This is a genomic window from Vibrio sp. E14 (genome assembly GCF_020515785.1).
Taxonomy (GTDB): Bacteria; Pseudomonadota; Gammaproteobacteria; order Enterobacterales; family Vibrionaceae; genus Vibrio; species Vibrio diabolicus.
On record NZ_JAHPJI010000001.1, the window covers coordinates 870,103 to 883,796 of the forward strand.

The 13,694-nt window shown below is 41.7% G+C and carries 13 protein-coding genes; 2 read left to right on the forward strand and 11 right to left on the reverse strand.

What is annotated here, in order from left to right; all coding sequences use genetic code 11:
- Positions 1–884 precede the first annotated feature (884 nt).
- From LIX84_RS03780 to LIX84_RS03820, 9 genes are all read right to left on the reverse strand, one after another.
- Complete coding sequence (locus LIX84_RS03780) at positions 885–1,046, reverse strand: YoaH family protein (RefSeq protein ID WP_005394474.1); 162 nt, start codon at positions 1,044–1,046, stop codon at positions 885–887.
- Between the two features lie 42 nt (positions 1,047–1,088).
- Positions 1,089–2,210, reverse strand: a complete 1,122-nt coding sequence (locus LIX84_RS03785) for a conjugal transfer protein TraF (RefSeq protein ID WP_046875459.1) — start codon at positions 2,208–2,210, stop codon at positions 1,089–1,091.
- A 60-nt stretch (positions 2,211–2,270) separates the two neighbouring features.
- On the reverse strand, positions 2,271–3,152 hold the full coding sequence (locus tag LIX84_RS03790; RefSeq protein WP_005394478.1) for a DUF2861 family protein: 882 nt from the start codon (positions 3,150–3,152) through the stop codon (positions 2,271–2,273).
- Between the two features lie 6 nt (positions 3,153–3,158).
- Positions 3,159–3,821, reverse strand: a complete 663-nt coding sequence (gene vxrB, locus LIX84_RS03795) for a response regulator transcription factor VxrB (protein ID WP_005394480.1) — start codon at positions 3,819–3,821, stop codon at positions 3,159–3,161.
- Positions 3,796–5,250 carry a sensor histidine kinase VxrA gene (gene vxrA, locus LIX84_RS03800; RefSeq protein ID WP_005394482.1) on the reverse strand — a complete coding sequence of 485 codons (1,455 nt, stop codon included), beginning with the start codon at positions 5,248–5,250 and terminating at the stop codon, positions 3,796–3,798. Before vxrA ends, vxrB begins: the two co-directional genes overlap by 26 nt.
- A gap of 155 nt (positions 5,251–5,405) precedes the next feature.
- A complete protein-coding gene (gene pntB / locus LIX84_RS03805) occupies positions 5,406–6,782 on the reverse strand; it encodes a Re/Si-specific NAD(P)(+) transhydrogenase subunit beta (RefSeq protein WP_134645671.1) in 1,377 nt (458 codons plus the stop codon).
- 8 nt (positions 6,783–6,790) lie between these two features.
- Positions 6,791–8,347 carry a Re/Si-specific NAD(P)(+) transhydrogenase subunit alpha gene (locus tag LIX84_RS03810; RefSeq protein WP_005394487.1) on the reverse strand — a complete coding sequence of 519 codons (1,557 nt, stop codon included), beginning with the start codon at positions 8,345–8,347 and terminating at the stop codon, positions 6,791–6,793.
- Between the two features lie 436 nt (positions 8,348–8,783).
- Entirely contained in the window at positions 8,784–9,065 is a 282-nt protein-coding gene (locus LIX84_RS03815; RefSeq protein WP_226420671.1) for an HlyU family transcriptional regulator, read from the reverse strand.
- A 41-nt stretch (positions 9,066–9,106) separates the two neighbouring features.
- Positions 9,107–9,475: a late competence development ComFB family protein gene (locus LIX84_RS03820; protein ID WP_226420672.1), complete on the reverse strand. Its 369-nt coding sequence runs from the start codon at positions 9,473–9,475 to the stop codon at positions 9,107–9,109.
- A gap of 254 nt (positions 9,476–9,729) precedes the next feature.
- Between LIX84_RS03820 and LIX84_RS03825 the strand changes: the two genes are divergently transcribed.
- Positions 9,730–10,968, forward strand: coding sequence for a GGDEF domain-containing protein (locus LIX84_RS03825; protein WP_048625059.1), 1,239 nt, complete (start codon positions 9,730–9,732; stop codon positions 10,966–10,968).
- Between the two features lie 24 nt (positions 10,969–10,992).
- Here LIX84_RS03825 and LIX84_RS03830 read toward each other — a convergent pair whose 3' ends face one another.
- Positions 10,993–11,985, reverse strand: a complete 993-nt coding sequence (locus tag LIX84_RS03830; RefSeq protein WP_047009190.1) for a Solitary outer membrane autotransporter beta-barrel domain — start codon at positions 11,983–11,985, stop codon at positions 10,993–10,995.
- Positions 11,982–12,941: a GGDEF domain-containing response regulator gene (locus LIX84_RS03835; protein ID WP_012842266.1), complete on the reverse strand. Its 960-nt coding sequence runs from the start codon at positions 12,939–12,941 to the stop codon at positions 11,982–11,984. The genes LIX84_RS03830 and LIX84_RS03835 overlap by 4 nt, the downstream gene beginning before the upstream one ends.
- A 273-nt stretch (positions 12,942–13,214) precedes the next feature.
- Here LIX84_RS03835 and LIX84_RS03840 point away from each other — a divergent pair, with 273 nt between their 5' ends.
- Positions 13,215–13,652 (forward strand): DUF3069 domain-containing protein, encoded by a 438-nt coding sequence (locus tag LIX84_RS03840; RefSeq protein WP_005394495.1) that lies wholly within the window; start codon positions 13,215–13,217, stop codon positions 13,650–13,652.
- Positions 13,653–13,694 lie beyond the last annotated feature (42 nt).

The window sequence follows — 13,694 nt, forward strand, 5'->3', positions numbered from 1 at the left end:
AGTTCACTAAGAGCGAATGCAATGTCTAAACTCATATTTCATGAAAATATGGGAGTTTGATATAAGAATGTGGAAACAGCCGAGCGATCAGCTATCTAATAGCCATTGAAGGCTCGTGAAGTCAACTAGTGACTTAGGAACCAGTTATTGATATGTGGCCCATTTTGTTCTCCCTCCTTAAGATGTACATAACTATGTAACTAACGCAAACAAACCCACGTTACGCCGTCACTACGCTTCTAAACCCTGTCAATTTCTATTGCAGCTTGTTTTATATTCCTAATTACAACGTCGCCTAGTTTAGTAAAACCACTTGGCAATAAGTAATTTTTTCGTGTAATCCATCGATCAAGATTAAGAGTTATTTCATAGACAACACTGAATTAAAGACAAGATTTAGAGTTAAAACAGAGTCCAACACTCCTATGTTCAACCTAAAACCGACATACGTCTGCGAGCACTTACTGTCTATATAACGTCAACTATATAACTATATTCAGATTTTATTTTTCTGTTACAACGTGTCTTTTTTATCTTCACAGCATAATCCTCTACTTGAAAACATACCCAATCATCATCTTGTAATTTAATTACACAAAAAGATGATCTAAACATAACCACAAGACAAAAAACCAACACAAGCCACTGAATTTATTAATTTTAATTTAAAAAATAGCATTTCACCCATATTCGTTCAAGCCAGAACGCATCAAGGTTAACTTAAACAAGTAAAATTTTACCAATTACTTAGTACAGAATAGAGGAAGTTGAATAAATTGAAAGGTATAGAAATAACGTTACGACGTAACTACGTTAAGGTGTGAAGATATTTGAGGATTATATGAGACCAAAAAAAACAGGGCCAAAGCCCTGATATGAATTAATTAGTTTTGTTGCTGTTGTTTTTCTGCGTACTCAGATCGAATCTGTTCGGCAACAATTTTGATGGCTTCTGCTGTACTTGTGCCCTTCGCCATCAATTCTTGAATTTTCTCTACAGCTTGTTGTTGCTCTTGGTGAGATAGAGGGGGTAAATCGTCAAACATAAAAAAGCTCCTCATTTTGAGGAGCAGACTATAACGATTCAATTAATAGGTCGCAAGGAAATTAATGGATGCCCCCATTGCGTTCTCGTTCGTGTACTGAGCAGCAATATCTAATTCGATCAACTTAAGTGGAGACAGTCCAATACCTGCAGTAATGGTACCTTCGTCGCTACTTCGAGCTAAGTTTTTCATATAACCCGCTCGCAATGCCATTTGACGCAAGATATCAAATTCAATACCAGCTCGAATCATTTGTGTATTATCATCAAAGGATGAAAAACGTTTTTCTTCATTAAGATCGTAGTCGACACTCATAGTAAAGTAATCGGCAACAACCCCTGCCCCGACCGTATATACGGGACGCATGCTGTATTCGTATGATTTTATCGTATCACTGCCATACATGAACGATTTTGTTTTAACGTCTCTTCCGATCAAGTTTTTTGCTGAAATACCGACACGATATGGGCCAAAGAACCAAAGCGCGCCCGCATCCAAGTTAAACATCGTTTCCGCTGTCTCATGTTCACGTAAGTCTTTGGTATCGAAATTCTGAAAACTCGTGGCGTAAGAGTACGTATAAATACGCTGAAGTTTAGGCGTAACACCAAATGAAAGGTGTTGATTCATAAAGTTGGTGTATTTAGCAAGTGATACACCTGCTTCAGCAACACCAATAGAAACACCTTGTACGTAGCTATCGTCTAACGGATTAGTACCTGACGTATCTACTTTTGGTTGTACGAATGATTCAGTGTATAACTTACCGTAAGCAGTTGCAGATAAAAATTTATTAGGAATACCTATAGCGACAACGCCACCAAGATCAAAGTCAGTTTTTTTTCCATCTATGGCATTCATCGATTTTTTGATTTCATCGACATCGGTCAATTTGCTGATGCGTTCGATTTCATCGACAAGATCATATTGATCATCGTAGTTACCACCAAAACTTGGCACGATCATTCCTGCATCGTCGTTTCGGCGATAAATTGCAGTAAGTGCGGGGTTGAAAAAAGGAGCAGTCAGATAAGTTGCTGATACCGTACCAACGCCACCCATCGCATCGCTACGAGCTTCTATCGCATAAGTGGCAGCCGAAGCAACGTTTGCGAAAAGTGTGGTGGCAACTGAGGTGGCTAGAATTTTATATTTGGTTTTCATACTACACTTGTGATTTTGGTTCTTCCTGAACCTTTATCGGCACAAATGGTATTTCTTTAACTATTCTTCTTGGGAAAGATCATAAGTTCGGCTAATAGTTTGAGCTTGCTCAACAATTATATCGCCCTGCCAACGACGACTGTTGATACTCACTGCTAGCACGTATCTATCATTTGGGACACCCGCAAGCTCTAGTGAATTGGGATAGTTAGACTCGTACGTCTTTTTCCACATTTGCTCGTATTGACCATCAATGTAGTCATATAAACCAACTTCAAGTTGCGGTAATGGACAATGGGGATTACGAAGTGCGCTCTTTTCTACTTTCCAATTCTCTTTAGATGTCCAACGAACATATTGCGAAGAATTGGAATCTCCTAATATTACCCAAGTTCGATACTCTTGTTTATCTTTAGAAACAATAGTTAAGTGATACAAGCCTGCTTCAAGCTTACCCGTGAGGTTATAGCGTTTCGAATAACTACGCTCATTGGCTAATTCCGTACCGCTCGGCTGTTCTTCATAACTGAATGAACTGTCTGCGGATATAGAATCATCCACCCATCGATTAAATGAAATATTTTCGATGTCAGTTGTAGCTCTTAGCTTGATCACTAACCTAAATGTATCTCGCCCAGGGCTTTGGATAGTCTGACGAATAACGTTCACGCCACTTATCCATTCAGGCAGCGTTACACCAGTGAGAGACTTGCCACAGTTTTTAGATAGTGACTGACCAAGAAGGTCATTGAGATGAGGAGTCAAATCTTTACTTGGTTCCGTTTGCCACAGTTCAACAAGAGAGTTGAACATACCGGCAAGATCATCTTCAAGTAAGTGTTGATGTGCCTGCGTTAAAGGCGTGTTAGTTTGAAACCAGTCCATTGCATGGACTGGTTTCACTAACGCTAATGAGAGAACTACGGGGAGTAGTGTTTTCATTATGACTTATGCTTTCATCTTGTAGCCAACACCGCGAAGTGTTTCAATTTCCAGTCCTGGCAGTTTTTGACGAAGCTGCAATACGTGCGTATCCACAGTACGTGTTGTTGGGAAGTGATTATAACCCCAAACGTGGTCAAGTAGCTCATCACGAGTAAACACGCGACCTAAGTTCGACGCTAAAAATAGCAGTAGATCAAACTCTGTACGAGTTAACGTAATTAGCTCATCTTTATAGGTAACTTCACGAGTTGAACGATCAATTTCTAAGTCTTTTGTGATCACTTTATCAGCGCTGCTTTGCTCTGCTGAATCCGGTGCTCGTAGCTGTGCACGGATTCTCGCAAAGAGTTCCGCTTCAGCAAAAGGCTTCGTTAAGTAGTCGTTCGCGCCGGAATCAAGGCCTGCAACTTTATCTTTTACGGTAACAAGTGCCGTTAGCAAGATAACTGGTACGTCTTTAATCTGTTTCCATTCTGGGAGACATTGTACAGAGTCACCATCTGGGAGTTGGCGATCGAGAATAACCAAGTCAGCTTTTTTCCATTGTGGTTCTACGTCTGCAATACGTTCCACATGTAAACACTCATATCCTGCTTGTTCCAGGCTTACTAACAGGCCATCAGCCAAGTTTTTATCGTCCTCAACGAGAAGCAGTGTCTGTTTCACAAGGTATCTCCAATATAAAAGTTGTAGGTGGTCCCATCAGGGACATTTTTCCGCCCATGCGGCCTACCATAGATTCAACGATTGTTAACCCAAGTCCTAACCCGCTCTTACTGACGAACGGTTTCTTCAAATTTGCCCAATCTTTAGCCGTTAGGCCACCAGCATCTCGGACTTGGAATACTATTTTTTCTTCACTAGTTGAAACATCCAATTCAACTGGTGCAATACCGTACTTAAGCGCATTACGAAGCAAGTTATCGATACAAGTTCCTAACCAGTACACATTAACTTTAGCAGCCACATCTTCATTGATGTTGAAAAGCACGGCACTATCAAATTCTTCTTCGATCTTAAATTCTAACCAGTCTGCGACAGACGGAACCCAATCTGTTGCAAGCATTTGGTTATCAGATTGCAAATAATCTTTACTCGCTTCTGCCAATTGACGCAAACGACGTGTATCTTCACACAATCTGCGGAACTCGTCATATACGCTTTCAGGTAGATGCTCGAATTCTCGGCGAAAGCCCTCAACCGTCAGTGATAGAGATGCAATCGGTGTTCTGAGCTCATGCGTTAAAATTTGCAACACAAGCATTCTACTACGGAGCTCTTCTCGCTTACTATTCCAGCGGTATACAGCCCAACCAATCACTAGAAGAATATTTGCGATTACCAGTATGATCATACTGATCCGCAAAACTTGTGAGTGATCTTCTACATCCCAACAAATATTGCCTCGTTTAACAAAGCAACTTTTGCTTTGAGACGCTAGAGCGTACGACAGACCCGCATTAGCGACGTTTTCTTCCCAGATATCTTTCTCGAAAACAAAGTAACGGTCACCACGTCGTAACCAAAGTTCGTTACCTTCGATAAACATGCTCGCGCCTGCAATCAAAGCATTAATGGCGTCGTCGTCCATGTTTTTCAAGCTTTCTAGCAACTCATCCCCTTCCTCATTGTCACGCTCTTTAATATGCATGTATTGAGCAAGCTTGGGTTTGAGTTCTGGATACTTATCCACATAGCGTGCAGCATAAGTCCCACCACCAGGGTGAATGAGGCCACTACGCGAAAACCAACGTGGTGTCAGTTGCGTCCCTTTACAGATGGCTCTTGTAAATACTAACGGCTCAGTAATTAAAGGACTTAGTGGCAATTTACCACGACAAGTATTCGCTAAGCTGTAAAGCTGTTGTATATCTTTTAACGGATAGTCAGACGTTTGCGGCAGAAGCGAATCTGGCGCAAGTAACTTGGTAGGATAATTTGATTGCAGAATACGAATATCATACGATTTAAGAGCTACTTCATAATTAAATAGCTCTGTAAACGTATCTATTCTTTCTGGTAGTGAATCGGAAAATGCAGGTGCCGAAAAAAGCGGCAATACAGTTGCAAAACCGAGCAAAAACTTTTTAATCAAACTGTTACCGTCACTTGTTACATTAGCCAAAACTATACATCAATCTACAAGCAATTGACATCTGCTAACAGAAGGATTTGCATTACTATAACATTGAAACGGAACAAAAAAGGGCCAGCGATTGCTGACCCTGTATAGTTTTAAATCAAGAATGGTTAGAGTGCTTTAAAAATAGACTCGACACTTTCCTTCGCATCACCAAATAGCATTGATGTATTTTCTTTGAAGAACAGTGGGTTCTGTACACCTGCGTAACCAGTATTCATTGAACGCTTGAATACCACTACATTTTTCGCGTTCCAAACCTCCAGTACAGGCATACCAGCAATCGGGCTGTTCGGATCTTCCAGAGCTGCTGGGTTTACCGTATCGTTAGCGCCGATAACCAGTACTGTATCTGTTTCAGCGAAGTCATCATTGATTTCATCCATTTCAAGAACGATATCATACGGTACTTTCGCTTCAGCAAGTAACACGTTCATATGTCCCGGAAGACGACCTGCTACTGGGTGAATACCAAAGCGAACCTCAATACCTTTTGAACGAAGTACGTCAGTAATTTCATGCACTGGATACTGCGCTTGCGCTACAGCCATACCATATCCTGGGGTGATGATTACTGATTTTGAGTTCTTCAGCATTTCAGCGACTTCTTCTGCCGTTGTTTCGCGGTGTTCGCCCTGCTCTTCGTCACCTGAAATTACAATCTCTTGACCAAAGCCACCAGCAATAACACTGATAAACGAACGGTTCATGGCTTTACACATGATGTAAGAAAGAATCGCACCTGAAGAACCAACCAACGCACCTGTTACGATTAATAGGTCATTTGCGAGCATGAAACCTGCTGCTGCTGCTGCCCAACCTGAATATGAGTTCAGCATTGAAACGACAACTGGCATATCAGCACCACCAATTGAAGCAACTAAGTGGTAACCGAACGCGAACGCAATCAGTGTCATCACAATCAGAGCGAACATGCTGCCATCTGCATTTACGAAGTAGATCATAAGAAGCGTAGAAATCACAACCGCTGCAAGGTTCATTTTGTGCTTGTGAGGAAGGTTAAGCGGCGAAGAAGAAATCACACCACGTAACTTACCAAATGCAACAATTGAACCCGTGAAGGTTACGGCACCAATGAAAACACCCAAGAATACTTCTACAAGGTGGATAACATGTTCAGCATGAGTTGCTGCTTCTGGCGCATCAAGGTAACTGTTGTAGCCAACTAAAACCGCAGCTAAACCTACAAAGCTGTGCAGTATCGCAACCAGTTCTGGCATCTCGGTCATTTCTACTTTCTTCGCATAGAAAATACCGATCGCCCCACCTATCGCCATCGCAATAATGATCCACCCAAAGCCTTGAGCATCAGGGCTGAAGATCGTCGCGATCAGCGCGATCGTCATACCTGCGATACCATAGTAGTTACCATTACGAGCGGACTCTTGCTTTGAAAGCCCCGCCAAACTCATGATGAAAAATAATGCAGCAACAATGTAAGCTGCTTGTACTAATCCTGCAGACATTGTAACTCCTATTTATCTTTGCGGAACATTTCAAGCATACGCTTGGTGACGGTGAAACCACCGAAGATATTGATGCTGGCGATCAATACAGCAATAAAGGATAGGAATGAAACGACCCCATTACCTTGCCCAATTTGCAGTAATGCACCAACCACAATAATGCCGGAGATAGCATTCGTTACCGACATAAGCGGAGTATGAAGTGCATGGGTAACATTCCAAACCACGTAGTAGCCGACAACACAAGCTAAAACAAATACAGTAAAGTGAGAAAGGAACGCTGCCGGCGCAACCGATGCAATCCAAGCAAAAGCACCTACTGCCGCGGCTACACCAATAATTTTCTTCGTTGGAGAGGTAGGTTCTTCTACTTTAGGCTCTGGTTTCGCAGGTTGCTCTTGTTTCACTTGCGGCTGCGCTGAAACCTGGATTGGTGGCGCAGGCCATGTAATTTCACCTTCTTTAACCACGGTGACACCACGGATAACAACATCTTCGAAATCAATATTGATGTTACCGTCTTTTTCTTTACACAGCAGTTTTAGAAGGTTAACAAGGTTTGTCGCGTAAAGTTGAGAAGATTGCGTTGGCAAACGGCCGACCATGTCAGTGTAACCAACAATTTTTACGCCATTATCTGTCATGATAACTTGGTCTTTAACTGTGTATTCACAGTTACCGCCATTAGCAGCTGCCAAGTCAACAATGACACTGCCCGCTTTCATGCTGTCGACCATTTCCTTGGTGATCAGCTTCGGAGCAGGTTTGCCAGGGATTAGTGCCGTTGTAATAATGATATCAACATCTTTAGCTTGCTCTGCATATAACTCTGCCGCTTTTTTGTTGAAGTCATCGGACATTTCTTTTGCGTAGCCGTCACCAGAACCAGAGTCTTCTTGGAAATCCACGGTCAGGAACTCTGCTCCCATGGACTCAACTTGTTCTTTTACTTCTGGGCGAACGTCAAATGCACGAACAATAGCCCCTAGGCTACCCGCAGCACCGATTGCAGCCAAACCAGCCACACCCGCACCAGCGACCAATACTTTCGCTGGTGGTACTTTACCGGCAGCCGTGATTTGACCTGTAAAGAAACGACCAAACTCATGAGCTGCTTCAACAACCGCACGATACCCAGCGATGTTAGCCATCGAAGAGAGCGCGTCTAAGGCTTGTGCACGAGAGATACGAGGAACAGAATCCATGGCAAGAACGTTAATGTTCTTACTTGAAAGTTGTTCCATCAACTCTGCGTTTTGAGCAGGCCAAATAAAGCTAACAAGTGTTGCACCATCTTGTAGTAGTGCGATTTCGTCAATGCCTTGTTCTTCATCTACGATTGGCGCATTAACTTTTAGAATAAGACCAGATGCCCAAACTTCTTCACTAGAAACGATTTTCGCACCAGCAGCTTCATAAGCAGCATCATCGAAACTCGCAAGCACCCCCGCTTGGGATTCAATCGCGATATCGAATCCCAACTTTATTAACTGCTCAACCGACTTCGGCGATGCAGCTACTCGCGATTCACCCGCAAGTATCTCTTTAGGTACACCGATTTGCAAAACGCATACTCCTTGTATACATATCAATAAATTAGTCCCAAAACAGAGCGTCGCTCTACTCTAACTCTTTTTTATTTCTATCTGTTTACCACGCAAGACAATTGCAAACGAAAGATGGTGTTTGGGGCCACCCATTTGCACAATAACACCTTGACTAACAGCCCTGTTATTATTCTGTTTGTATCGAACGCGTCTCATTACTTCAAGTGTTTTGTAATTTAAATACTAAATTTCATTACATATAACGCTAAGTAATGAATGATTGTCGCTCTGAGCACGAAAAATAACAACGCCATGCCTTACTAGACTGAGGTCTAACCAGATCATAATTAAATACTGACTTAACAAACATTTAAGCTCTAAAAAAAGAAAGAGCCATCAGCATATACACTAATGGCTCTTTTTAAGATGATTGGAATCAAGTTGCGGTGAATTGTTAGTCGAAGATTTTATCGCCCATTTGATCGATAAACATCTGAGATTTCTTCAACATAAGTTCATTGGCATCTTGTTCCGAGCCGAGTAAATCTGAACGAATAAATCGATGTGTTTTTACCTCATCGTCGTATTGCTTTTCTATTCGACCAGCAATGCGGTATTGCCCACCCTCTGAAAGGCTCTCTTGGTAAATAAGGAAACCTTTGTACTCAACTGGTTCCACAGTTTTTACTTCAGCAGTCTTTTCACAACCACCAAACAAACGCGAAAAAAATCCCACGGTTCCTCCTAGGGTAAGCTCATCGATAGATTAAGCTTGTATCACTTAATATTGACATTGAGGATTGGTTTTTCATACCAGTCCAATTCTTTGTCTTCATCATAACTGGTATGAGTAAAAATTACAGGTACATCATGATCTCGGTTTTTACGCCGGTCTTCTTTGACCATTTCTGCCGCGTTGTTCACCGCGATATCTGCACTTTGCTTAAATTGGGTGAGTTTTTGTTCCGGAAGCGAAGATAAAAAATCAATATCATGACGAATATAGACAGGTTTGAGTTGAATAAGTGCAAGGCACGCGATATCTGCGAGCTGCTCGTTGTCATACTGCTCTACAAACTGAGGCAAACTGAGCACTTGTCCAACAAGTGTTTCCATGTAGTTATGCACATCTGAGCTTATCTGCATTGGCAAATCTCCCTTGTTCTATGAAAACAAGTATAGCAACGACTTGTTTATAACAACTTATTGATTGCTCTTAATTTAATCAATCTCTCTCTTTTTGTCGTAATGTCTCCCAAAATACTTGGGAAAATGAGCAAATAGACGTATTCTTGCTAGTTCTCGAAGCATGAAAATCGATAGCAGATTAATATCTATATTGATGAAACGCTTAACCTAACCAATTATATAATCAACTATTTTCAGGCAATTTGTAATAGATGTCCTCATCATCAATGACTTCATCAGGCTTTAGGTTCCTTTTCCCATTTATGTTGCTGGGATTAGTGAGTTCGAGCATGAACAACATCATTCAGATGACTCAGTCAAACTGGGGTATTGCCGCAAATTTGCCGTACATACTGTTAGGCTGTGCACTGCTCCTTTGCTATTCATTTAAGCAAGGTAGGGAGTCAATGGTGTGCTTAGCGATGTTACTGGCCTATTTCGTGATACAGCATAGGCTACAAGTCCCACTTCAAAGTGGTACAGCCTTACTTGAGCTGACCATTTTAGCCACGCTACTTCCTGTTTCTTTTCTTGCGGTATTTTTGTTTAGTAAAGACGGTTTTGACTCAAGAGCCATGTTTACTTACCTCTTGATGTTAACGATGTTCGTTCTTTGGTCTTACCTTACGTTAGCGTATTACGTTGAAGGTGGGTTTGAACAATGGACAAGCGGCATTTTATTTATCGTACCTACGGTTTCTAAACTGCCTTTTATTCTAGTTTTATATTGTGTGGGTATTGTCTGCTTCCTCGGAATTCTTGTTTTAAAGAAGAATGAAATCATCCATGCGATGACCTACTCTGCAATGGTGCTGGCGTCCGCGACGTTCATTTTCTTTGATGTGCAATACATATCTAGCACCATGTTTACGCTAACGGGGTTGCTTATCATTATTTATGCAGCCTCTGCGAGCCATCAGTTGGCTTTCACAGATAGCTTAACGCGTATCCCGAGTAGACGCGCACTCGACCTTGACTTAAAACACATGGGCAAAAAGTTCACGATCGCAATGCTTGATGTTGACCACTTTAAAAAGTTTAACGATACCTACGGTCACGATACGGGTGATGACGTATTAAAAATGGTCGCTTCGCGTCTAACTAAAACTCCCGGTGGCGCAAAAGTATACCGGTTTGGCGGAGAAGAATTTACCATCGTCTTTAAAGGTAAGTACGCAGATGAGTGTAAAGAATTTTTAGAAGAAGCACGTAAATCCATTGCAGAGTATGAGATGATTTTACGTGATGAAGAATCCCGCCCAGATAACCATAAACAAGGCCAAAAAAAGCGTGGTAACGACAGTTCGAGGAGAAAGTCAGTCTTTGTCACCGCAAGTTTCGGAGCGGCCGACAGTAAAAACGGGCAAGCACCTCAGGATGTGATTAAGTTAGCGGACGAAGCGCTTTACAAAGCGAAAAAAGCTGGACGCAATTGCGTGAGGCTTCATTAATACCCCAGAGCGAAAGTTAGCTGACTAATCTTGATTAAAGAACAAGACTAAGCTTCCTCCTTTTAACGCACTGCCATAATTGATCGTTAATCCGATCCCGATATTATCTATCCAATCGGAGTCAAATGGTGGTGTCATTAACCATCCAACACTGGCTTCGTAGTAGTGCACAGTATTCATGGGTTTTCTTGTATCACCACCAATATCAACTCGATTGAAGCTCGAATACACTGACTGCACAGTATCTCCAATGTGGGTAAAATCATAAAACACCTTTATTCCATTGACCCAATACCAGCCTTCCGGATTGCCAATATCACCATTATTTGCTTTACCCCAGCCAGTGCCATAAAAATAGTGAGGAGCCGACCAGAGGTACCATTTCCCCCACGATTCATGCTCTAGGTATTTGAGCTTTGTGTTGACTTCTCCGACAACGGCCCAAGCACTGGTGTTTAGGTATACACCTTCTAGAAATGGTTTTAGGTCATTCAGTGCATTACTACGATAACTATAATCGTTTTGATAGTACATTAAGTGTGAGCCGATTGCGCCACTAAGCGTTAGCTTATCAGTGAGGTGTTTTTCTCCAGCAAACTCAATATATCCGCCCATAACTAACTCTTTACTTTTATCTGGAATCTGTCCTTTTTGGTCTACATACACATCTTGCTCTGTACTTAAGGCATAAACTCGGCCATTTAATAGGTAGTGAGTTTGTATTCCCTCTTGTTCAAACAAATCAAAACTAAATGGTAGCGTTGATACTGCGATCTTCTTTCTGAGATCAACCGAATCTTGAGTACCAATGTCTTCGTTATCTATGTTGAAGTATTCGTTCGGATCGAAATCATGAAATCCTACCGTAAAGACATCGCTATCTGACAGAACGATCCCAATAGCAAAGTTCCTTTCATACTCTTTTTGTATCTGATCTTGAATCGAATTAGCCTTAGAACATAATGAAAAAAGTGACAGTGTAGCTAAGGCGTAACTATTGATAACAGCTTGTTTCAACTTGCATTTACCACCGTATGTGTATTTCTTCCTAAAGACTTTGAGGTATACAGCGCTCTATCCACCGTCGCATACAAATCAGACTGCTGCTCTTTTCCCGTCGGTTGAAAAACAAAAACACCCTGTGACACTGTCACCCTATTAGACACGCTAGAATACTCATGTGGGTAATCCAGAAAATACATGGCCTCTTGTATACGTTCTGCTTCTCTCTCTGCGGTTTGGGCGTCTGTGCAACCCAGTAACACCACAAACTCTTCTCCGCCATAACGCCCTACGTATTCGCCAGAGCGACAAAATGTTGCTTTAAGTTGGTTCGCAATGGCTTGCAAGCAACGATCTCCTTCTATATGACCGTAATTATCATTAAACGGTTTGAAAAAATCGACGTCCAATAAAATCAAAGCCATTGGCATGTTGTGACGGCCATGCCATGCAACCATCGATTCTAACTTATGATCGATATAACGACGGTTATAGAGTTTGGTTAAGCCATCTTCATTCGCTTGCTGGGTCAAAAGTTGATTCACTTTCTCCAACTGAGCTGTCGCTTGTTTAAGCTCTCGTCTCATATGGGCAATACGCTGCATTGCGATAAGCTTAGAGTTCAGTACGAGTTTATCTACGGGTTTAATTAAATAATCATCACCGCCGGCCTCTATGGCTTTTGCAATCATTTCTGGCTCTTCGTGACTGCTCAGGAAAATTATTGGGATCCAGTCGGGAAAGGTTTCTCTGATATGAAGAGAGACTTCAAAACCGTTCATATCTGGCATCGATATATCGAGTAATACCAGTTCAGGATCAAAACTCTCGTAGGTGTTTAGTGCTTCTAGCCCACTACCCACCGCTTTTACAATATGTCCAAGTTGCTTAAGACGAATAGCCAACTGCATCCTATCTAGCTGAACATCGTCAACCAGGAGGATTCGCATTGATGTCCCTGTCGGTTGCATAACGCGTTCCATTTCTTATTTTGTCTTTATTAAACATATACCATACTCATAGAGTTGTTGCATTCGACTCATAATTAAGTGCTATATTTTTGTTTAAATATCACGGAATCAATTGTCTATAACGATTACACTGAGAATTGCCCTACCAAAACATGACCAACGAACGTTAGTTCAACAAACTCACGTGTTCTGGTCATCTTGCGGACACATGGGTATAGCTATTTGATGCATTTGGTATTAATATTCCCGCCTTTTTGTAATGAGAGACACACCATGTCAGAAGCAACTAACAGCGAAAGCAAAAAAATCGATCTAGCAACCATTTCTCCTGAACTACGTAAAGTTATTGAGTTTGACGAAGTTCCAGAGCAAATGTTCGAAATGGTTACCTCTATCCATGAAGTGTCTGAAGAAGCAGTGCGTGAGTCTTGGGACGAAATGCCTGCAAGTGCTCAGAACATTCTAGATAACTTCGAGCAATTTCATGCTCTAGTTTCTGTTGGCCAAGCATTTGCTGGTATCAACGTGATGGAAGAATTCCCTACTCTTAATCTGCCAGAAAACATGACAGATGAAGATAAAGAAGAATACCGCGCTCAATTACTTGATAATGTGCTTCACAACTGCGTGAAAGACATGGTTAAGCAACTTAAGAAAGCACGTCGCGACCCACTTCTTAAACGCGAATTCAAAGAAGTGTTCGCAAAATAACGTTTTTCCGACAAAATAAAGGCCGCGTTTGCGGCCTTTTTT